The sequence below is a fragment of the Escherichia sp. E2562 genome, assembly GCF_005781075.1.
Lineage (GTDB): Bacteria > Pseudomonadota > Gammaproteobacteria > Enterobacterales > Enterobacteriaceae > Escherichia.
The window spans coordinates 217,651-239,095 of the sequence record NZ_VATM01000008.1; the positions used below are offsets into that span (position 1 = coordinate 217,651).

Sequence of the window (21,445 nt, forward strand, 5' to 3'; positions counted from 1 at the left end):
CAAGGTTTTTAATACCTGGCTGGTGGGGAATGAAGTTATCTGTATTCGATAAATGATAGCAGTTGGCGCGATTTTAACAGGTGTTCCTATGTTTAATATTTCATTTAACCGCGAAAATATGTTGTCTGGTTTTCAGTGGTTTTTCTTCATTTTTTGTAACACCGTAGTGGTTCCGCCAACGTTGCTTTCGGCATTTCAGCTACCGCAAAGCTGTTTGCTGACACTGACGCAATATGCATTTCTGGCAACCGCATTAGCCTGTATCGCTCAGGCATTTTTCGGTCATCGCCGCGCTATTATGGAAGGGCCTGGAGGTTTATGGTGGGGAACGATCCTCACCATCACGTTGGGTGAATCATCGCGAGGTACACCGCTCAATGATATTGCCAATAGTCTGGTAGCAGGAATTGCGATTTCCGGCGTACTGACTATTTTAATTGGTATTAGTGGGTTAGGTCACCGTCTGGCACGCTTGTTCACCCCAACCGTGATGGTCGTTTTTATGTTGATGCTGGGCGCGCAGCTTACCACTATCTTCTTTAAGGGAATGTTAGGTTTGCCGTTTGGTATTGCCGACCCAAATTTTAAAATTCAGTTTCCAGCGTTTGCTCTGTCGGTAGCGGTAATGTGTCTGGTGCTGGCGATGATTATTTTTCTTCCCCAGCGTTTGGCACGTTATGGGGTATTGGTGGGGACAATACTAGGTTGGCTACTTTGGCGTTTCTGCTTTCCTTCATCGCCAATCATTCATTCTGAACTGCACTGGCAATGGTTTCCCTTGGGGAGCGGAGGCAAGTTATCCCCAGGGATTATTGTGACGGCGGTAATTACCGGTCTGGTTAATATCAGCAATACTTATGGCGCAGTCCGGGGTACTGATATTTTTTACCCACAACAAGGGGCGGGAAACAGACGTTATCGTCGAAGTTTCGTGGTCACAGGGGTGATGACGCTGGTGACGGTGCCGATGGCTATTATTCCCTTTTCGCCGTTCGTTTCGTCTATTGGTTTATTAACGCAAACTGGCGATGCGACACGTCGTTCATTTCTCTACGGTAGTGCGATTTGTTTGTTGGTAGCGATGACTCCGCCACTGACGCGCTTATTCAGCAGTATTCCGCTGCCGGTAACGAGTGCGGTAATGTTAGTGTCTTATTTGCCATTACTCTTTTCTGCGCTACTTTTTAGCCAACAAATTAACTTTACGGCGCGTAATGTTTATCGACTCGCACTACCGTTATTTGTTGGGATCTTTTTAATGGGATTACCGCCTGTCTATTTACAGGATCTGCCATTAACGCTTCGCCCATTATTAAGTAACGGATTGCTGGTTAGTATTTTGTTGGCGGTGTTAATGGATAATCTGATTCCGTGGCATCGGCTGAAATGAGGTGACGGGTGACGAGAATTAGCCACCCGATATGGCTCAACTGAACTTACTCTGCGCCCACATCACGCCGCTGGCATACTCCGGCGGCAGTAATGGGATCAGCGCTTCCAGCGTCGCGGTCAGACGCGATGTGTCGCTGTCGGTCAAATTCAGATGCCCCACTTTACGGCCCGGACGGACTTCTTTGTCGTACCAGTGCAGATGCACCAGCGGCAGTTTCAGCCAGTCATAATTCACATCGCTACCAATCAGGTTGATCATCACCGACGGACTATTCACTACCGGTTGCGGTAACGGCAGATCGGTAATCGCCCGCAGATGCAGCTCAAACTGGCTGATGCTGGCACCGTTTTGCGTCCAGTGACCACTGTTATGCACACGCGGTGCCAGTTCGTTGATCAACAGACCTTGCGGGGTGACAAAACACTCCATCGCCATCACGCCCACATAGCCCAGCTCCTGCATAATCGCCGACAACATCTCTTCAGCTTGCGCCTGCTGCTGCGCGTTAGCCTGCGGGAACGCGACGCTGGTGCGCAAAATACCGTCCTGATGCAGGTTATGCGTCAGCGGATAAAACACTGTGCTGCCATCAAAGCCGCGTGCGCCAACCAGCGACACTTCACCAGAGAAGTTAATGCCCTGCTCGACAATACATTCGCCGTAACACTCTGCTGGTAACTGTTCGGTTTCATCGGCGCGTAAACGCCATTGACCGCGACCGTCATAGCCACCAGTGCGACGCTTAACAATCGCCAGTTCGCCTAAACGATCAAACATCGCAGGCCACTCGCTGCGATCGGCAAGTAACTGCCACGGCGCGGTCGGCAGGTGGAGCTTATCGAAAAGCTGCTTCTGAGTCAGACGGTCGGCAATAATCGGGAACACATCGCGGTTTACAAATGCCGGATGGCGCGCCAGCTCGCGGGTTAATGCGGTTTCCGGCCAGCGTTCGATCTCAGCGGTAATCACGCTTTGTTGAAAAGGCACCGCCGCCGGTTCAGCGTCCAGCCCGACCGGCCAGACAGCAATGCCTAACGGTTCGCCAGCCTGGCGCAGCATACGGCCTAACTGCCCGTTACCGAGGACGCAAACCTGTTTCATGCCGCACCTCGAGGGTCCGGGTTTTCCAGCACTTCGTCAGTCTGGGCTTTGCGCCAGTCATTCAGACGCTGGTGCAGTTCTTTATCATGAGTCGCAAGAATTTGTGCTGCCAGTAACGCCGCGTTTGCCGCGCCCGCTTTACCAATCGCCAGTGTACCCACCGGAATGCCGCGCGGCATTTGTACGATGGAGTAGAGGCTATCGACACCGCTCAGTGCGGCGCTCTGTACGGGCACGCCCAGCACTGGCACCAGCGTTTTGGCGGCAATCATGCCCGGCAGGTGTGCAGCGCCGCCTGCGCCCGCAATAATCACCTGATAACCGTTCTCTTCGGCGCTTTCGGCGAAGCTGAACAGTTTATCGGGGGTACGGTGAGCAGAAACCACTTCAACGTGGTGCGGGACATTCAGGATTTCGAAGATTTCGGCGGCGAACTGCATGGTAGCCCAGTCGCTTTTGGACCCCATCACGATGGCGACACGCGCCGGATTATTGCGGGAAGACATGCGTCTTAAAACTCCTGTGGTGCACAACTCTCGGCTTTAGAGGGCACAGAGAATAGCACGGAAAGAGAGCAAGGAAAACGGTTGCGTAGGCGGAATTAACCGTCAGTTGTTGAGTTTTTAGTCTGCTCTGCGTGTTGATTATGCGCTCTGGCTGAACTGGCAAAGAATGCCCATATCAGCACAATGCTCCACGGAAAAAAGCAAATACCAACAATCAATATAAATCTTTCTACAAAGCGTTGGTTGTGAGGGCGGGTGAGTACTAAATAAATGAGCCAGAAATAGACTATCCACGAAATGACCGCCGCAGCTACCAGTGACAATGCGCCAAAATAGAAGCCGACAAGACCGAACCAGCTAATACACAGAGGTGCACCTGCCGTAAGGGCGATGCCAGAAATCAAAAATCCGTTGCAGCGTTGCATAATAATATTCCCTGTTGTTATTTCACTCAGGGATTTATTACCTTGCTGGCTCAGAAAAAGATATACAGGTTGCGTTAGTCCGGCGCTTTTTCAGAATCTATTCATTCGTGTTCAGAAGGGAAAATGAATTAATTCAACGTCATCTGCCGTGACTTTCACCATTGAACCTTTCGTATGCCAGGCACCGAGTACCACGCGAAAAGCCGGTTGCGCATTGGCGATGAGCTCATGCACTGCCGGGCGATGGGTATGCCCGTGAATCAGCCATTGCACCTGATGTTTTTCCATAGCACTGACCACCGCGTTTTGGTTAACGTCCATGATCGCCAGCGATTTACTGCTGTTGGCTTCTTTACTGTTTGCTCGCATTCGCGCGGCAATACGTTTGCGCACAAACAACGGCAGGGCGAGGAATAGCGTTTGCAACCAGGGTTTGTGGACTTTAGCGCGAAAAGCCTGATAACCCACATCGTCAGTGCACAGCGTGTCACCATGCATAATCAATACCCGACGACCATAAAGTTCGAGCACCTTTTCTTCCGGCAATAACCTCATGTCGCTTTCACGGGCAAAGCGTTTGCCGAGCAGAAAATCACGGTTGCCATGAATGAAATAACAGGGAACGCCGGAATCGGATACCGCTTTGATCGCAGCCGCCATCTGGCGATGAAACGGGCTGGGATCGTCGTCGCCAATCCAGGCTTCAAACAGATCGCCAAGAATATACAGCGCGTCGGCCTTGCGGGCTTCTCCCGCTAAAAAACGCAGAAAACCGGCGGTGATCGCCGGTTCTTCCACGCAGAGATGAAGATCTGCAATAAAGAGTGTCGCCACGATTACTCGCTAACGGTCACGCTTTCAATGATAACGTCTTCTTTTGGCACGTCCTGGTGCATACCGCTACGACCGGTAGCGACACCTTTGATTTTGTCGACTACGTCCATGCCTTCAACCACTTCAGCAAACACGCAGTAACCCCAACCTTGCAGGCTCTCGCCGGAGAAGTTCAGGAAGTCGTTATCAACCACGTTGATGAAGAACTGGGCAGTTGCAGAGTGCGGTGCCTGAGTACGGGCCATTGCCAGCGTACCACGGGTGTTTTTCAGACCGTTGTTGGCTTCGTTTTTGATCGGCTCTTTGGTGGCTTTTTGTTTCATGCCCGGCTCAAAACCGCCGCCCTGAATCATAAAACCGTTGATAACACGGTGGAAAATGGTGTTGTTGTAAAAACCTTCGCGGCAGTAGTCCAGGAAGTTTTTAACTGTTTCAGGTGCTTTATCGTCAAAAGTTTTGATGACAATATCGCCGTGATTGGTGTGGAAAGTAACCATTTTTGCATCCTGTTCCGTTTGATTGGTGCTTCAACCCGGTTCGGGTCATATATAGGGTGGTGTTATAGCATAACCGCACGATCGGATCATCTCGCAATGTATGCTGATTCGCGCGGGAAATATGGGTATTATACGCAACTCAATTACCCACACATGTCTAAACGGAATCTTCGATGCTAAAAATCTTCAATACTCTGACACGCCAAAAAGAGGAATTTAAGCCTATTCACGCCGGGGAAGTCGGCATGTACGTGTGTGGAATCACCGTTTACGATCTCTGTCATATCGGTCACGGGCGTACCTTTGTTGCCTTTGACGTGGTTGCGCGTTACCTGCGTTTCCTCGGCTATAAGTTGAAGTATGTGCGTAACATTACCGATATCGACGACAAAATCATCAAGCGCGCCAATGAAAATGGCGAAAGCTTTGTGGCGCTGGTGGATCGCATGATCGCCGAAATGCACAAAGATTTTGATGCTTTGAACATTCTGCGCCCGGATATGGAGCCGCGCGCGACGCACCATATCGCAGAAATTATTGAACTCACTGAACAACTGATCGCCAAAGGTCACGCTTATGTGGCTGACAACGGCGATGTGATGTTCGACGTCCCGACCGATCCGACTTATGGCGTGCTGTCACGTCAGGATCTCGACCAGCTGCAGGCAGGCGCGCGCGTTGACGTGGTCGACGACAAACGCAACCCGATGGACTTCGTTCTGTGGAAGATGTCGAAAGAGGGCGAACCGAGCTGGCCGTCTCCGTGGGGCGCGGGCCGTCCTGGCTGGCACATTGAATGTTCGGCAATGAACTGCAAGCAGCTGGGTAACCACTTTGATATCCACGGCGGCGGTTCAGATCTGATGTTCCCGCACCACGAGAACGAAATCGCTCAGTCCACCTGTGCCCATGATGGTCAGTATGTGAATTACTGGATGCACTCCGGGATGGTGATGGTTGACCGCGAGAAGATGTCCAAATCGCTGGGTAACTTCTTTACCGTGCGCGATGTGCTGAAATACTACGACGCGGAAACCGTGCGTTACTTCCTGATGTCGGGCCACTATCGCAGCCAGCTGAATTACAGCGAAGAGAACCTGAAGCAGGCGCGTGCGGCGCTGGAGCGTCTCTACACTGCGCTGCGCGGTACAGACAAAACCGTTGCTCCTGCTGGTGGCGAAGCGTTTGAAGCGCGCTTTATTGAAGCGATGGACGATGATTTCAACACCCCGGAAGCCTATTCCGTGCTGTTTGATATGGCGCGTGAAGTGAACCGTCTGAAAGCAGAAGATATGGCAGCGGCGAACGCAATGGCATCTCACCTGCGTAAACTTTCCGCTGTATTGGGCCTGCTGGAGCAAGAACCGGAAGCGTTCCTGCAAAGCGGTGCGCAGGCAGACGACAGCGAAGTGGCTGAGATTGAAGCGTTAATTCAACAGCGTCTGGATGCCCGTAAAGCGAAAGACTGGGCGGCGGCAGATGCGGCGCGTGACCGTCTTAACGAGATGGGGATCGTGCTGGAAGATGGCCCGCAAGGGACCACCTGGCGTCGTAAGTAATTGCGCTATTGCCGGATGCGAGTTCTCGCATCCGGTTATCGCCTGCGCCACCACAACATTCCCATCAGCACCATCCCCGGCAACCACACCCACATCAATTCAGAAATTATCACCTGATGTCCGTACGGCGTGGTGTAACGAGACAACGCAAACGGCGCGACTTTAATCACCTGCCAGGGAGCGAAAAAGCGTTCATCTGACCACGGCCACAGCCAGCCAACGCCTTTGCCGCCAGTTGTTACCGAATCCAGCAAGCTGTGCGATAGCAATGAGACGGTTAAAAACAGCCAGCAGCGAATCAGCCCAGCCCTGAACCATCGACGCCCAATCAGTACGCATAACAGCGGGACAACAAACGCAAACACCAGCGAATGGGTAAACCCGCGATGACCAAAAACATTGCCGTAAGCAACGCCAAATTTAAACGACAATACATCGGCATCGGGCAGCATCGCCAGGACGATTCCGGCAAATAACAGACGCGGCGGGATGACTTTCGAACCCAACCCTAAACCAATGCATAGGGGAACGGCTGCGTGCGTAATAACGGTTGGCATGATGGTCGCTTCGGCAAAATGTCGATGCTATCAGCATGGATGAACGGGGCGTAGAGGGCAAAAGTCTGAAAAGAGAACCGGCCTGTTGATACAGGCCGGGAAAGGGATCAGGCAACAACCTGTACGCTGTGACCTGCAAAACTCACTGTCTGACCGGCGACGATTTTGCAACGTTTACGCGTCTCAACTTCGCCGTCGACTTTTACCTGGCCTTCTGCAATCGCGATTTTCGCCTGCGCGCCGCTTTCGCTCCAGCCTTCCAGTTTCAGCAAGTCGCACAGCTCAACGTGCGGATGTTTACCTAAAGAAAATGTCGCCATGTTACTCACCCTGTGGATCATGATATTCAACGCACGCCTGTAGCGTGTTTTCAATCAGCGTGGCAACCGTCATCGGGCCAACGCCGCCGGGGACAGGCGTAATCCAGGAGGCGCGTTTAGCCGCGTCTTCAAACACTACGTCGCCCACAACTTTGCCATTTTCCAGACGGTTGATGCCGACATCAATCACAATTGCGCCTTCTTTGATCCAGTCACCTGGAATAAAGCCCGGCTTACCGACGGCAACGATCAACAGATCGGCGTTTTCTACATGATGACGCAGATTTTTAGTGAAGCGGTGAGTCACGGTGGTGGTGCAACCTGCCAGCAGCAGTTCCATGCTCATCGGGCGACCAACGATATTCGATGCGCCAATCACCACGGCGTTGAGGCCGAAAGTATCAATGTTGTAACGCTCAAGCAGCGTGACGATACCGCGCGGAGTGCAGGGACGTAGACGCGGCGCGCGCTGGCACAGACGACCGACGTTGTAAGGATGGAAACCGTCCACGTCTTTGTCCGGGTGAATACGTTCCAGCACTTTGACGTTATCAATACCTGCCGGTAATGGCAGTTGTACCAGAATGCCATCGATGGTGTTGTCGGCATTCAGTACATCGATAAGCTCCAGCAGCTCTGCTTCGCTGGTGGTTTCCGGAAGGTCGTATGAGCGGGAGATGAATCCCACCTCTTCGCAAGCTTTGCGTTTGCTTGCGACATAAATTTGCGATGCAGGGTTGCTACCCACCAGCACAACGGCCAGTCCCGGCGCCCGCAGTCCGGCTGCAATACGCGCCTGAACTTTTTGAGCAACCTCAGAGCGCACCTGCTGCGCAATCGTTTTACCATCTATAATCTTTGCTGCCATCAGAGAGAGGATTCCATCTGTTACGTAGGTCGAAGGGGATGCGCCTATTTTGTCAGAAGCGGGGCGCGCTGTCAGGTTTCGTTTTCTGGACTATCTGTAATCCGCTGTTTTTTTGGCAACAGAGAGTTGCTGGTTTGATAGTTACCCGGCTCATATAAACGCACAATTTTTCGTAACGTAAGAAAATTGTACTCTTTATCAATGAAAACAGGTTTACCTGTCCCAGACTGAGGGCGGATATGTGTTTCCTTGCTCTCATGGTGAGATAAATAGACACCGCCGTACACTTGTTCAGCAACCGGTTCAAAAGCCATTGACTCAGCAAGGGTTGACCGTATAATTCACGCGATTACAGCATCTCGCGGTGTAATGCGCCCTTAGCTCAGTTGGATAGAGCAACGACCTTCTAAGTCGTGGGCCGCAGGTTCGAATCCTGCAGGGCGCGCCATTACAATTCAATCAGTTACGCCTTCTTTATTTCCCCATAATTTCAGAAATGGAACATCTTTGGGGCATCATCACCAAAAATGTCGTCAGTTTTCCTCGCGTGCTCCGTCAAATGATTAGGCGCAAGGTGAGCATATCTACGCACCATTTCTATGGATTCCCATCCGCCCATTTCCTGAAGCACTGATGAAGAACGTCAATGAATGCACCAGCAGAAACCAGTGAGTTAAGTTCAAACTGTAGTACAATTCTCTTCGGTATTAACAGGAAAGAATAGGCTATGAACCCTTATATTTATCTTGGTGGTGCAATACTTGCAGAGGTCATTGGTACAACCTTAATGAAGTTTTCAGAGGGGTTTACACGGTTATGGCCCTCTGTTGGTACAATTATTTGTTACTGTGCATCATTCTGGTTATTAGCTCAGACGCTGGCTTATATTCCTACAGGGATTGCTTATGCTATCTGGTCAGGAGTCGGTATCGTCCTGATTAGTTTACTGTCCTGGGGATTTTTTGGCCAACGACTGGACCTGCCAGCCATTATAGGCATGATGTTGATTTGTGCCGGAGTGTTGGTAATTAACTTATTGTCACGAAGCGCACCACATTAAAAATAGTTTCGTTCGAGTTTAATAAAATGCATCAGCCCGTATGTTTATACGGGCTGCTTTTTTACGCTGCAATAATGCAAATGATAGTTGAAAAAAGCACAATCAGTCGATGGATTCACCGTAGGATGCAACTGCCTGAGCAGTGAACCCCCCGCTCAATTCCTGTCTGACCCCATCATTTTTCAGCCAATAATAAGTATTATTTTCTTTATTAAAAGCGTAAATGCTACAAATACCATCATTCTCACTACTTGTGTCCCATCCACTATTAGTTAACGTGCCCCATTCCTGGTAAAGCCCTGCGTTAACTTCTCGATTGATAATATGTCCTGAATTATGATCATTATAATCGTAACTATCGATATCATGCGCTTCAGGAAATTCTCCGTTCATGTTTTCAATCCACGGTAAAATATTTTTAACTGAGTTATAAATTTCAATGCTGTATTTGAAAAAACGCTTCACGATAAAAATATAGATGCCGGCAGATTTATTCGTTGATTTATCAGTGGCGAAAATGACAAAAATCTTCCCAACGCACTTTTCATCTACGCCCGGAAAAGTTACTGTGCCATCCTGGCTAACCGCCAGAACATTATTGTCTGCATTAGTGCTACAGGTCCATTTTACCTTGTCATTATTAATAGGGTCATTATCAATGACCATCTTGAAGGTTGCTCCTGGGAACAAACTGTTAGGGAAACAGTAACCACTCTCCATATCATTTTTAATATCATAGATATGGCTATCAACTAACACGCCTGTAATTTTGCTCATCATTGAACTCTCTTTGTTTGTTAAATAAAAGTATATTTCCGTGTAAAGGAATATACTAATGCAACTGATGAGTAATTGTTCTTATTTAAAGATTATATGGTGGCATGAATATGATTATATAATGCCTCTGAGTAGTGGCTACACCGATTATTTGTGTCCAATTAATATTTACAGGATTCTGACCAGGAAAGTGAAAAGGAAAGGAGCAAGCAAAGTTGCTCCCTTAAATCATTAATACTCAAGAATGCCGTGAGCGACAGGCAAATAGCGCAGGGAGAAATAGAGCGTGTCTTTGCCGCAGGAGGAACGTTTCGCTAACAGCGAAGCAATTTCTGCATCCGGTTTTGGTTTTGCTTCAAAGGTTTTACCTTTACCGGCGACAAACAGTTCATAAACAACGCCGCTGGCGGGGGAGAAAGTTTGGCAATCGGCACTGGCCTGCAGATAACGCTCACGCTGTTCGGCAGTAAGTTTATCGACGCCGCTACCATCCTGAACCCAGACGTGGATGCCAGTAGATTTCACTTGTTCAAGCAGTTGCCGATAGCCATCGGGCGACATGTTTCCGGCGAAAAAGCTACTGATATAAACCGGTTTCGCCGAAACATCACTGATCAGCCGTTGTGAGTTGTTTAACCACTTCAGCAATGGCTGGCGAGCGGCTTCGCTGCGCCAGTTCAGGTCGTCAATTTCTGCGCTGATATACCAGCCATCCGGCGTAACGCCGGGTGCGGCGCTCCATAATCTGGCCTGCTGGAGATCGGCGACCAGCAAGCGGTTAAGATAGCTCTCCAGCGCCGCGGACGACTGCTTCTGATGCAGAAAAAATTCCGGATCGGCATGCAAACCAACAATCAGCTTCAGGCCAGCTTGTTGCGCAGCTGCGGCACGCTTAAACAATAATGCCCGCTGTTCTGGCTGGGTGAACGCATCGCCGTAACGGGTCCATTGCAGAATCAGGGTGTCGAATCCTTGCAAATGCAACTGACTCATCAGTCCACGCCACTGGGCGTCGGTGACCTGACTATCGCGATTTTGTGGCTGCCAGATAATACCTTTCATCGCAAAGGAAAAAGGACTGACCAACAAAAGTGTCAGCAATACGAAAATTAACTTACGCATTTACCAGTGCACTCCAATGGTGAGAAACGCGTTGTTGCGCTCCCCTGTACGTTGATTAATCGCCTTAAAGGTATGTTGATATTCGACGCCGAGACTGACTTTGTGCGGCCAGGCGTCGTAGTGCGTCTCGCCGGTCCAGATGTTCCAGCGAACGCCGACGCCGCCCACCTGCGCGCCCTGAGTACCTTTATCCCGATAGCCGTTACCTTGTACGTGAGCGTAAGGTTCAATAGTCTGCCCGTTCGCTACCTTCTGGTGCCAGCTAACTCGATAATCTGCCGTCCACGCCTGAATATCCTGACGAAAATATTGCGCCGCATCGAGATACAGGTTTTGCGCAAACCAGCCAGAACCGTTCGGGTGCCACTCATCGCTGTATTTTCCGCCGTTAAAGAACGAGGCGCTGGCACGCAGCATGGTGTCGGAGGCGCCATTTTGCCCGTTTAGTGGGAACTGCTGTTCAACGGCGAGGAAAAAGATCTGATCGCGCAGCGGCTTCCAGCGCAATCCGGTGCCTGACATCGGATTTTTCACCGGCATCATCACTCCGTTTTCTCCGGTATCGGCAAAGACGCGGCTATAAACCGAGAGCAGGTCGCCTTCCAGCAGCATATTGCGCCCGATGCGGTACTCAGCTTCCAGCTGCCCGTAACTGCGATAGCTTTTACCTGGCGCCGAACCGCCGACATTATTGCTTGCCGAGCTTATTGCCCCTGAGCGTAACCCGATAGAGGAATCAAAATTAAAACTCCAGCGGCGACCGGTATCCTCATGTAAACGACGGAAATTAAAGCGTTGTTGATTTTGTTCCGGCGTTAGCGGTGTAATCAGCGCCTGATTATCAATGTCATCAATCACCTGCCGTGCGTAGTGCTGCGTCGCAGGCATATCATCCAGACGTTGATTCACGTAGGCCAGTTGTCGGATCAGTGCCGGATCGTCCGGTAGTCCTTTATGCGCCTGTTCCAGCATCTCCCGCGACTGCGCGATATCACCACTATCCCACAGGGCGTAGCCGAGCGCCGCCTGGGTGTTGCTGTTATTGGGCTCCAGTTCAAGCGCGGCGCGCAGATCGCTCACTGCCGCTGAGACATTATGACGTTGCCGATAAATCGTTGCCCGCGCGACGTAAGCATTGGCAGAAGGCGCAATGTTAATTGAGCGAGTGAGGTCGTTCAGTGCAAGTTCTGGCTGAGCTGGGATATAACGTTGCGCATGCAGCCACCAGTATTGGGCATTGTTTCCCAGCCCGCGTTGTTCTGCCTGTTGAAGCCAGCGATCGCGAGCCGCGCCATTTCCCGCCGCCTGAGCGGTATTGGCGGCGGCGAGCAGATCCTCATTGCTCATTTCGTGAAGGCTGATTTTCTCCCAGGCTGCCAGGGCGGTGTTGTAGTCTTCCACCTGGTATGCCTGATAAGCCACTGCGCGGTGTTGCCAGGCGTTCGGCTGCCTTTTTTCCGCCTGAAGCCATGCATATAACGCCACGCCGGGGAGTGTTTCCCGATAACACTTCGCCAGGCGGTTCCAGGCGGCAGCATCGTAAGAAGGTGACATATCCCCAAGCAAACGAACGATTGCCGGGCAATTATCCGCAATACCCGGTAACTGGCTTTGCCACTGACGTTGCGCCGCCAGCGGCAAGGGTTTCGATAAAATCGCCACTTTTGCAGGCGTCGCCAGGTAAGGATGACTTTCCAGCAGAGAAGCCAGCCGTGTCATTAAAGTCTGGCTGACACGCGCATCGCCCTGGAAGGGATAGCGTTGCAATAATAAATCGGCAGCTTCGCGTGACTGCCCGGCCTGCATCAGTTGCCAGGTGAGTTGATCCAGTCGCGTAAGATTTGCCGGTTCTCGCTGATACAACAATCGTGCCAGACGCAGCGCTTCTGCTTTATTATGGGTCGCCACGCTGATGGTATAACGCTCTTCAAGCATTTCATCGGCGGGGAGGGTAGCGAGCAGTCTTTGCGCCGCGTCGTACTGACCTTCTTTTAACAGCACCGGTAGCGTTGCGCCAACAACATACTGGCGGTTATCGGCAAACTGTACCTGATGATTCGCCAATGCCTGCACGGGATTGGCGCTGTATTTCGATAACAGATAGAGCCAGCTTTTCTCTTGAGCATCAGTGGTAAATAGCGGCGTATTTTCAGCGAGATAACGCTGGAGACGTGTTTTTTCGCCACGATAAGCCAGCGCGGTCGCGTAAGTAATGTACGACTGTGGATCGGTGAAGATCCCCACTGATTGCAGAGCAAGGATCCGATCGTCCAGCTGCCCGGCAAGAAGCACGTCAAACCACTGACGGCGTTCTGCCGCGTTTAATGTATTCTGCTGGCGTGCTTCATTGTATAGCGTATCTGCCTGCGACCATTGTTTCAGGTAGATTGCCCGTTGCAGCAGATCGGTTCGCAGCGTTTTTCCTTCCGGCGATGCGGCAAACGTTGCATCGTTCAGTTGCGCTCTGGCGACAGGCAACTGCGCCAGCCGCAGCGCATTCTGCCCGACTTCACTGCGACAACGCAGGGTCGGTGCAGCATCGCACGCTTTTTGCTGGGCGAGCAACTCTTCAACAGTAGTGACGCTTTTCACTTCCACTGGAATTGCCGCCAGATTTCGCTCAAGCCGGGCATCCCCTGGGTGACGTTTCAGTTGATCCTCAAGCAATAATCGCGCGCGGTCATCATGACCAAAATGGCGATAAGCTTCCGCCAGATATAACGTCAACGGAATATTATCCGGCACCTGCTGGTGTATATATTCAAATTCGCGGATGGCGGTTGCTTCGTCGTTATTTTTCTGTGCCTTCAGCGCCTTATCGAGACGGGGATAAATAACAAAATGGCGATAGTCGCTCAGCCCCAGCTCTTTTGCGCTGGTGCCGATATTGTCTGCGAGTGCGCTGGTACTCAATAAAGACGTCAGCAGTAAACCAGACCATCCGATGACGCGATTAAGGTTATTCTCCTTCATTTTCGGACTCCAGTTGCGCAACCTGTTCTGTGTTTAAACCTGCTTTAAGTAATAATGATTGCATCGAAACTTGTAATTCGCGTTGAATTGACAGTACGCGATCCAACGTTTCCTGGCTGATAACGCCTTCGGTGACCAAAAACTTGCCGAGCGGCAGAGAACTGCGTTCATGGCGCAATAACAACACGTTAATGGCTGAACGATTAATATGACCGAGCGTGGTCAGTATTTCGGCGAACAGGAACTGATGCGGCACATATTGCCGCCAGATTTCACCGGCCTGCTGTTCCGTGAGCCACTGATGCTGAACCGCATTGTACAACATTGCCCGTGGATCGTGGCCGCGCCGACGTGCATACCAGTGACGTAATCCAGTGACAATTTGTCCACGCAGAACAATGACGTAACGTACTTTCCGTCCGACCTTACGCGCCAGCGCCGCCAGAGAAACTGGGTCAATACCGTCTTCACTACCGACAATTAACTCATCATTTTCCAGACGCAGCGGCAGCACCGCATAATGTAGCGCCACGGAGGCCGGCATTTCGGCAATCAGCGAAGAAGGGATCTGCCAGGCATCGATGGATTCCCACGCCACGCCGTTTTGTTCAGCCAGCGCTTGCGCCAGTTGTTCGGCGCTGATCAATCCTTGCATTAGCATCGAACCACCGAGACGTAAACCTTCGACGCGATTACGCAGTGCTGTATCGAGTTGTTCTTCAGTGATGACCTGATTTTCCAGCAGAATTTGACCTAATGGGCGCAACGAACGGGTATCGCCAGTCACGCTGGGGAAATCGTGCGTCGTTTTATCCCACGCCACGCGACGCGGATCGCCGTGCTGAAGAACCTGTTTCAGCGCGCGCCAGTTAGCCATAAAGTTAATCAGGTTGCCCCAGAACAGACGCAGGATGGAAAGCAGGCCCTGTGTCAAACCGTAGTAGCCGGTGACAAAAATCACCCGCTGCACAATGCGGTTAACCATCAAGCCAAAGTTTAGCCACAGCAGGGTCATAAACCATGCACTGCCGCTGAAGATAGAAAGGAAATGCCAGGCATCAGGCCACAAACTTTCATACGCCAGCAACAGCAAAAGCTGGATCATCACCAGCATCGCGAGGAAGCTGACAAAGTTACTGATTGCCCCTTTGCGATCGCGCCACAGAAAGTAGTTCAACGTCAGGCTGGAGGTCCATTTGTGGGTTTTAAAGCCCTGGAAAACAATGCCGATGATCCAGCGAGACTTTTGCCGAACTGCGGTGGAAAAGGTATCGGGGAAATATTCGCGCACGCAGATCACGTTTGACGTCCGCGCCTGCTGTAAAAATTTACGCTGCTCGCGTTCTTTGGCTTCGTCGACCACTGGAAAACGGACAAAAATTTCCGTCATTCCTTTTTCTTTCAGGCGGAAACCAATATCGTAATCTTCAGTAAGACTCTGCACGTCGAAAGCGATACCGTCACCGTCGGCCAATAGCGCGGTCACGGCGCGGCGGCTAAAGCAGGTGCCGACGCCTGCGCTAGGCACTTGTCCGGCGAGAGCTTCACGCACCGGAACATCTTTGCCATGCAGTTCTGAAAACTCATCGATATAGGTCATGCTGGTGAAGTGCGTCCATTCGCGTTCGAACGGATACACCGGGATCTGAATCAGATCTTTACGCTCAACCAGATAATTGAACAGTCGCAATTCCATTGGCGAAATCACGTCTTCAGCATCATGCAGGATAAAACCAGCAAAGGCGAAATTGGCACTACGTTCAAACTGGGTAATGGCATCCAGCACATTGTTCAGACAGTCTGCTTTACTGGTGGGGCCAGGACGCGCGCAGACCACCTTGTGCACATTCGGGAAACGAGCGCACACTTCGTCAACATCACGCTGGGTATCAGGGTCGTTGGGGTAAGTGCCAACAAAAATATGATAGTTTTCGTAGTCGAGCGTGGTTGCCGCCAGTTCGGCCATATTGCCGATGACGCCCGTCTCGTTCCACGCCGGAACCATAATCGCTAACGGTTTTTCATCTGGTTTATACAGTTCGCGGTAACTCATTCGCGGGTAGCGGCGATAAATACTCAACCTGCGCTTAATGCGGCGTACCCAGTAGACGACATCAATGAAAAAATCGTCCAGCCCGCTGATGAACATTATGACCGCTAACGTTATCGCGATTACTTTTAAGCCATATAGCCAGGTAGCAAAGACATCAAGAAGCCAGTCCACACAACAACCTTACATTCACTCTGGTTATGGTTAGGGTGGCGTATATTAAGGTTTTTTATGAATCGTGACAGCTTTTTATCATTAATAGGTAGGATTATTGCGGCACGTTATTTTTACACTGGTTATAAAAGTTGCCTTTTGCGTAGAATATAGACAAAAGCGTGGTGTCAAGGAAGGGGAGGTTAACGTCATAGTGAAGAGGAGCGGTGGCACCGAGCAGGTCATCATGTAGTGGAAGTGCCTGGAGGAGGTGAACAGGGGAGATAATTTTCCCCGTGCTGAACAAAAAGACGGCGTTGCTGTGGGTACAGGAAGGCTAACTTCATTTCTCTTTCGACTATTAAAGTTTAATATTCAACCAGGAAATAAAGAACGTTAAAATAACAAAGGAAAAAATAATCAAAGAGACATTCCTGAAAAATACGTGCTCATAAAAAAGATAAAAAACGTACAAAATTGCGCACGCAACTTTCAGGACGTTTTTATGTGTAGAATTTTCTTTATCTTTAAAGTTAAAATTATATAAAAATATAAAGAAATATGAAAACATGGCTGAAAACATCATTGATAAAGCGCGATATGGCAATCCTGAATTAAAGGTTTCGACGCCTAATAATATTATCGATAGCGTTGCAATTATAATTGCCACTTTTTTACTAGATGTGAAGGTGACGACAAAAAATATCAATGATATAAATAAGAAAGAAAAAAATATATAAATATTCGTTGATGTATGTACTTTATGAGGAACAGTAAAATAGGTATAACTGATTGTAATTATGATGGAAATTATTCTGTATAGCATGCATGCTAACAGGCCAATCAGTAGTTTGTTCGCAAATTTATAAGGGGATTCGCTATTGGTAGATTGCATGGTTATTATGCTCTTGAATTGTGTATTTTATTGGAACATTTCCTGGTTGACTAAAACAATGCTTTTAATACATGGGTTGATTTAGAACAAGGAATTCTAATGCTTCTTTTTTAGTCATATTCATAGTGATTAAGATTGTTTGCTGAAAGTTCTAAGGAATAAATGGCTCATATACAGAATTGAATAAAAAGTCTTGTTTCCAGATAACTTTATCATAAAAAAGAGATTTGGCTTGATGCGTATAAAGAATATGAGGATAAATAGTTTCTCCGCCATAAATGATGTTCTTTCCCGTTACACCGGAGAATTCATTGGCTATAATCTGTCGTTTAAGCCAGTGAATGACTTTACATAAGCATATTAATTTATCCTCAGAATCAGCAGTATTAATTTCAGTAAGTTGTAAAATCTTTGCCCCATTATACTCAACTAAATGCCCCGGCTTTATTTCAATCCAACCATAATAACGATCAATGCTACTAAACTTTATTCTTTTATTGTTAGGTTTAATGTTGGGCATAAGATAAATTCGATGTGCTACAGCAGGGATCTTTTCTGTTAAAATATTTAATTGCTTAGAGTATTCATCTTGTAGTGTAAACCAAATTGAATGTAATTGGTATTTTGAGGCTACAATCGCGAGCCAATTAGACAGTTCCTCGTTCGTGCAAAAAACATTTATCCTGGCAGTTGCCATTCGTAATCCTTTTTATATGAGATTGTGTCAATTTCACCGAAACAACTTGATATGAATAAAATAGCTCAAACGAAATGGATGACGTGTTACTAAAAAACCATACTGAAAAGGAAGCCTGAAAAAACGCGATGACGAAACTTCCACTCTCCATGTTTCATCAGAAAAATAACTAAATTCGATATGGTTTTCATATAATCTCATTTCACGTAAGGTTCCGCTACCATAAGGGACCGCAATAGTCATTTGTTCCTGAATATCCTGTTTTATATCTATTAATAGCAGTTCAAGAGATTCTTCATAAGGCACATCCTCAGTCACAAAAAGTAAATAACGACCGTCATCTAATAAAATTGCAGTTTCAAGATAATCTGCAGGAATTGTAATTCCTGTGTTTTCACCATATATACAGAGTTCAGATTTAGAGCCAAAACGAGAGCGATCATCTATTTTTTGAATGAGTGATAGCGATATATAATTAACTTTTTCCATATTCTTATACTCAAGATAACTGAATGAGATTATGAAAATCTTAAATGAGAGAGTCGTTATTTCTGACTGATTTTCTTATCTTACGCATTAATCCAGCCTTAAATGCTTTATATTGCGTCAAAAGATTAATGACGACGTGTCTTATTCATGAAAATATTTCCTCTGCTTTCCTCGACAATTTCCAGTATGAGAGATGATTGCTTGACTACAAATTATTACTTATAATTTCTCCATTTCTTGCCAATTCTAAAAAAACATCGAATGAAATTGCTATTTGTTTTACTTCATCTATATCCAGGTCACCAAAATTTACGGAAGATATTCTGGTATGCTCTGGATTACGATAATCCAGTAAAAAACATATCGGCCCACCATCAGAACCAAAAGCCATGAACTGTTCACCTAGATAATGATTGATTAAATAACCATCATTTAATTCCTTGATTTCTTTTAATGGCCACAAGGAAATGTAAATATTGTAAAATTTACCTGCTCCACCGTTAGACCACAGAAAAAACTCTCTCATATTTTCTGGCAAACGATGCGTGAAATTAGACTCTAACAACATCATATCGTTTTCTGACAAAGAATCATATTTTGTCCAAAATGGTTTTATCTGTTCTATGATTTTTTTCATATTATATTACTCATAATTCGTTAAAAATTAACAGGATTTTCATCCATACGATTAATATACGATATTTTAATCTCAAGAATATATTTAGCTGGTGAAGTTATCTGGGGCATATATTCAGATTATATATATTATCCAAAGGCAGTTACGCTACCGCCATACCCTGATAAAACTCACCATCTGCACGAAACGGATTTTACGCTTTTTATCCCGACGAAATATCAAATTCTCAATTCAAATAATATCCATTGCGTTATCCGACCAATCACTCCCTCTCCGGCAGCACAATCACAAACCTTGTCCCCCGCGCATCCGACGTTACCGCAACCGTGCCTTTATGCGCGACAACAATTGATTTCACTATCGCCAGGCCAATACCGCTACCTTCACCTTTTCGCTGACGGGAAGGGTCAACGCGATAGAAGCGGTCAAACAATCGTGGTAAGTGCTCGGGCGCAATGGGCGTTCCGGGGTTTTCGACGGAAACTTGCACCTGGTGATCGACCGTCTGGCAGCGCACTACAATTGCCTTTCCGGTTGGCGTATAACGCAGGGCGTTAGAAAGCAGGTTGCTTAACGCCCGACGCAGCATCAGCGGATCGCCCGCAACCTGACACTTGTCGCCAACAAACCGCAACTCCACGCCGCGATCTTCTGCTAACGCCTCAAAAAAATCGAACACTTTGCCGACTTCATCCACCAGGTTGAGCATTTTCTTTTCGGGGATTAACTGGTTGTTATCGGCCTGGGCGAGAAACAGCATATCGCTGACCATTTTCGCCATTCGGGTCAGCTCTTCGAGATTAGAGTAGAGCACATCTTCCAGCTCCTTCTGGCTGCGCGACTGGCTGAGGGCGATTTCCGTTTGCGTAATGAGATTCGTAATTGGTGTGCGAATTTCGTGGGCGATGTCCGCTGAGAAATTGGACTGGCGGGTAAAGACATCCTCAATACGCTCGATCATATGGTTGAACGACAGTACCAACTGTTCCAGCTCAATCGGCACGGTCTGCGGGTCAAGGCGAACGTCGAGATCTTTCGAGGTGATATTCTGGATTTGACGGCTGACGCTGCGGATCGGCGCGTGACCTTTATGTACCGCCAACAGCACGATAAAGACGATCAGGATGCTGATTACCGATGCGGTCATAATAAGTTTATTCATCAAATCATTTATGTAATGAAGATGAAAATCGATCGAAAGCGCGATGTAGAGCGTATAAATCGGTTTGCCGTCCGCCTGCGGGCCAACCGGCAAGTTAATCATCCGCCAGTTGCTGTGTTCCATATGCCCGTGACCGTGGCCTGGCATCATCATCGTCGGGCCGGAAAGGAGATACACCTCGCCGCCCCGCGCGTCTTTATCGGGTATGGCGTCACGCGTAAACTCGCGGATATCCGGCGCACCGGGGGAGTGATACACCGTTTTACCCTGGCTATCTGCCAGGGAAATCAACACGTTGGAATAACCACTGACGATATCTTCCAGCGTCATTAAGCGTCGGGCTTGCGTCTCGTCAGGGTGATTAAGTACGCGTTCAAGGGTGGCGCTAATCTCTTTTAAATCATTAATATCCTGCTCGGCAAAATGCACTTTTACTGAGTGGATCATGATCCATGCAAAGGCGAAAAACGCCGCGATGGTGGCCAGGCTGATAAAAAAGGTCAGGCGGGTTGCCAGCGAAAACGGGCGCTGAAATGGCTTACTGGCCATCCGGCACCTCAAGCATATAGCCTACGCCGCGCACGGTTTGAATCAGCTTTGGCTCAAAGTCGTTGTCGATTTTGCCGCGCAGCCGCTTCACCGCCACATCAATGGCGTTGGTGTCGCTGTCGAAATTCATGTCCCACACCTGCGAGGCGATAAGCGAGCGGGGCAGCACTTCGCCCTGATGACGAAGGAAAAACTCCAGCAGAGTAAATTCTTTACTGGTCAAAGTGATGCGCGTGCCGCTGCGGGTGACTTTGCGGCTGACGAGATCGACCATCAAATCGGCAACCTGAAACTGACTTTCGATAATCACCGCCGCCCCGCGCCGCAGTAGAGTGCGCACCCGCGCCAGCAGTTCAGCAAAAGCGAACGGCTTCACCAGATAGTCATCCGCTCCCAGCTCCAGCCCTTTGACGCGATGTTCAATGGTGCCAAGCGCGGTAAGCAACAGAATCGGCATCCCTTTATTGGCGGAACGCAACATGCGCACGATATCCCAGCCGTTCACGTCCGGCAGCATAATATCGAGGATTATCAGGTCATAATCACCGGTCATCGCCAGATGGTAGCCATTCAGCCCGTTGTCGGCCAAATCGACCACAAAACCGGCTTCGGTTAACCCTTTGGTCAAGTATTCTCCGGTTTTCTTTTCATCTTCGACAATCAACAGTTTCATATTTCCTCCGCATGTTGCCCGGGCAATTCTAGAGTAGCGGGATCAGATGGCAATCGCTTATTGGCAAAATGACAATTTTGTCATTTTCCTGTCACCGGAAAATCAGAGCCTGGCGAGTAAAGTTGGCGGCATAAAATCACCAGAAATT

22 protein-coding genes, 1 tRNA gene and 2 pseudogenes are annotated in these 21,445 nt (G+C 48.8%); 5 read left to right on the forward strand and 20 right to left on the reverse strand.

The annotated features are described in order from the left end of the window. Positions 1-88: 88 nt before the first annotated feature. Entirely contained in the window at positions 89-1,390 is a 1,302-nt protein-coding gene (locus FEK43_RS14055; RefSeq protein WP_130206365.1) for a uracil/xanthine transporter, read from the forward strand. Between the two features lie 36 nt (positions 1,391-1,426). Here the strand turns inward: FEK43_RS14055 and purK are convergent, their stop codons facing one another. From purK to ppiB, 5 genes are all read right to left on the reverse strand, one after another. Next, positions 1,427-2,494, reverse strand: a complete 1,068-nt coding sequence (gene purK / locus FEK43_RS14060) for a 5-(carboxyamino)imidazole ribonucleotide synthase (protein WP_135406168.1) — start codon at positions 2,492-2,494, stop codon at positions 1,427-1,429. Further along, positions 2,491-3,000 (reverse strand): 5-(carboxyamino)imidazole ribonucleotide mutase, encoded by a 510-nt coding sequence (gene purE / locus FEK43_RS14065; RefSeq protein ID WP_001295318.1) that lies wholly within the window; start codon positions 2,998-3,000, stop codon positions 2,491-2,493. Before purE ends, purK begins: the two co-directional genes overlap by 4 nt. Before the next feature lie 95 nt (positions 3,001-3,095). After that, on the reverse strand, positions 3,096-3,425 hold the full coding sequence (locus FEK43_RS14070) for a hypothetical protein (RefSeq protein WP_130260270.1): 330 nt from the start codon (positions 3,423-3,425) through the stop codon (positions 3,096-3,098). A 111-nt stretch (positions 3,426-3,536) separates the two neighbouring features. Continuing rightward, positions 3,537-4,259 carry a UDP-2,3-diacylglucosamine diphosphatase gene (lpxH, locus tag FEK43_RS14075; RefSeq protein ID WP_131161006.1) on the reverse strand — a complete coding sequence of 241 codons (723 nt, stop codon included), beginning with the start codon at positions 4,257-4,259 and terminating at the stop codon, positions 3,537-3,539. Positions 4,260-4,261: 2 nt separating this feature from the next. Then, the gene (ppiB, locus tag FEK43_RS14080; RefSeq protein ID WP_000256002.1) at positions 4,262-4,756 is read right to left on the reverse strand and encodes a peptidylprolyl isomerase B; all 495 of its coding nucleotides are present in this window, start codon (positions 4,754-4,756) and stop codon (positions 4,262-4,264) included. 173 nt (positions 4,757-4,929) lie between these two features. On the opposite strand from ppiB, the gene cysS reads away from it, so the two are divergent. Next, positions 4,930-6,315 carry a cysteine--tRNA ligase gene (cysS, locus tag FEK43_RS14085; protein ID WP_000912345.1) on the forward strand — a complete coding sequence of 462 codons (1,386 nt, stop codon included), beginning with the start codon at positions 4,930-4,932 and terminating at the stop codon, positions 6,313-6,315. Positions 6,316-6,350: 35 nt separating this feature from the next. On the opposite strand, the gene FEK43_RS14090 is transcribed toward cysS, so the two are convergent. The 4 genes from FEK43_RS14090 to FEK43_RS14105 form a co-directional block, all read right to left on the reverse strand. Then, on the reverse strand, positions 6,351-6,872 hold the full coding sequence (locus tag FEK43_RS14090) for a metal-dependent hydrolase (protein WP_112036600.1): 522 nt from the start codon (positions 6,870-6,872) through the stop codon (positions 6,351-6,353). Between the two features lie 107 nt (positions 6,873-6,979). Beyond that, entirely contained in the window at positions 6,980-7,192 is a 213-nt protein-coding gene (gene ybcJ / locus FEK43_RS14095) for a ribosome-associated protein YbcJ (RefSeq protein WP_130206373.1), read from the reverse strand. Between the two features lies 1 nt (position 7,193). Continuing rightward, the gene (gene folD, locus FEK43_RS14100; protein WP_130206375.1) at positions 7,194-8,060 is read right to left on the reverse strand and encodes a bifunctional methylenetetrahydrofolate dehydrogenase/methenyltetrahydrofolate cyclohydrolase FolD; all 867 of its coding nucleotides are present in this window, start codon (positions 8,058-8,060) and stop codon (positions 7,194-7,196) included. A gap of 71 nt (positions 8,061-8,131) precedes the next feature. Beyond that, positions 8,132-8,374: a hypothetical protein gene (locus tag FEK43_RS14105; protein WP_130206377.1), complete on the reverse strand. Its 243-nt coding sequence runs from the start codon at positions 8,372-8,374 to the stop codon at positions 8,132-8,134. Between the two features lie 57 nt (positions 8,375-8,431). Between FEK43_RS14105 and FEK43_RS14110 the strand changes: the two genes are divergently transcribed. Then, positions 8,432-8,508: transfer RNA gene (locus tag FEK43_RS14110), tRNA-Arg, on the forward strand. A 42-nt stretch (positions 8,509-8,550) separates the two neighbouring features. Here the strand turns inward: FEK43_RS14110 and FEK43_RS14115 are convergent. Further along, positions 8,551-8,694: pseudogene (locus FEK43_RS14115) on the reverse strand (integrase); the annotation flags it as partial. A 93-nt stretch (positions 8,695-8,787) separates the two neighbouring features. Here FEK43_RS14115 and emrE point away from each other — a divergent pair. After that, the gene (gene emrE, locus FEK43_RS14120; RefSeq protein WP_001070440.1) at positions 8,788-9,120 is read left to right on the forward strand and encodes a multidrug efflux SMR transporter EmrE; all 333 of its coding nucleotides are present in this window, start codon (positions 8,788-8,790) and stop codon (positions 9,118-9,120) included. Between the two features lie 102 nt (positions 9,121-9,222). On the opposite strand, the gene FEK43_RS14125 is transcribed toward emrE, so the two are convergent. The 4 genes from FEK43_RS14125 to nrfB all read right to left on the reverse strand — a co-directional run bounded on the left by FEK43_RS14125 (position 9,223) and on the right by nrfB (position 16,216). Further along, positions 9,223-9,900, reverse strand: a complete 678-nt coding sequence (locus FEK43_RS14125; RefSeq protein ID WP_138158599.1) for a hypothetical protein — start codon at positions 9,898-9,900, stop codon at positions 9,223-9,225. A gap of 228 nt (positions 9,901-10,128) precedes the next feature. Then, a complete protein-coding gene (locus FEK43_RS14130; protein WP_130260267.1) occupies positions 10,129-11,019 on the reverse strand; it encodes a DUF4434 family protein in 891 nt (296 codons plus the stop codon). Next, positions 11,020-13,992: a bacteriophage adsorption protein NfrA gene (gene nfrA / locus FEK43_RS14135; RefSeq protein ID WP_135406170.1), complete on the reverse strand. Its 2,973-nt coding sequence runs from the start codon at positions 13,990-13,992 to the stop codon at positions 11,020-11,022. Then, positions 13,979-16,216: a cyclic di-3',5'-guanylate-activated glycosyltransferase NrfB gene (gene nrfB, locus FEK43_RS14140; protein WP_135406171.1), complete on the reverse strand. Its 2,238-nt coding sequence runs from the start codon at positions 16,214-16,216 to the stop codon at positions 13,979-13,981. Before nrfB ends, nfrA begins: the two co-directional genes overlap by 14 nt. 548 nt (positions 16,217-16,764) lie before the next feature. On the opposite strand from nrfB, the gene FEK43_RS22840 reads away from it, so the two are divergent. Continuing rightward, complete coding sequence (locus tag FEK43_RS22840; RefSeq protein ID WP_165488979.1) at positions 16,765-16,935, forward strand: hypothetical protein; 171 nt, start codon at positions 16,765-16,767, stop codon at positions 16,933-16,935. Positions 16,936-17,241: 306 nt separating this feature from the next. Here the strand turns inward: FEK43_RS22840 and FEK43_RS23105 are convergent, their stop codons facing one another. The 6 genes and pseudogenes from FEK43_RS23105 to cusR all read right to left on the reverse strand — a co-directional run bounded on the left by FEK43_RS23105 (position 17,242) and on the right by cusR (position 21,297). Continuing rightward, positions 17,242-17,787 carry a hypothetical protein gene (locus FEK43_RS23105; protein WP_240780238.1) on the reverse strand — a complete coding sequence of 182 codons (546 nt, stop codon included), beginning with the start codon at positions 17,785-17,787 and terminating at the stop codon, positions 17,242-17,244. A 33-nt stretch (positions 17,788-17,820) separates the two neighbouring features. Next, complete coding sequence (locus FEK43_RS23110; RefSeq protein ID WP_240780239.1) at positions 17,821-18,276, reverse strand: hypothetical protein; 456 nt, start codon at positions 18,274-18,276, stop codon at positions 17,821-17,823. Between the two features lie 40 nt (positions 18,277-18,316). Continuing rightward, positions 18,317-18,442 (reverse strand): annotated as a pseudogene (locus tag FEK43_RS23115) (ISAs1 family transposase); the annotation flags it as partial. A 39-nt stretch (positions 18,443-18,481) separates the two neighbouring features. Continuing rightward, positions 18,482-18,913, reverse strand: coding sequence for an SMI1/KNR4 family protein (locus tag FEK43_RS14160; protein WP_131161012.1), 432 nt, complete (start codon positions 18,911-18,913; stop codon positions 18,482-18,484). Between the two features lie 262 nt (positions 18,914-19,175). After that, complete coding sequence (gene cusS, locus FEK43_RS14165; RefSeq protein ID WP_135406173.1) at positions 19,176-20,624, reverse strand: Cu(+)/Ag(+) sensor histidine kinase CusS; 1,449 nt, start codon at positions 20,622-20,624, stop codon at positions 19,176-19,178. Then, on the reverse strand, positions 20,614-21,297 hold the full coding sequence (gene cusR, locus FEK43_RS14170) for a copper response regulator transcription factor CusR (protein WP_000770953.1): 684 nt from the start codon (positions 21,295-21,297) through the stop codon (positions 20,614-20,616). Before cusR ends, cusS begins: the two co-directional genes overlap by 11 nt. Positions 21,298-21,445: the final 148 nt, after the last annotated feature.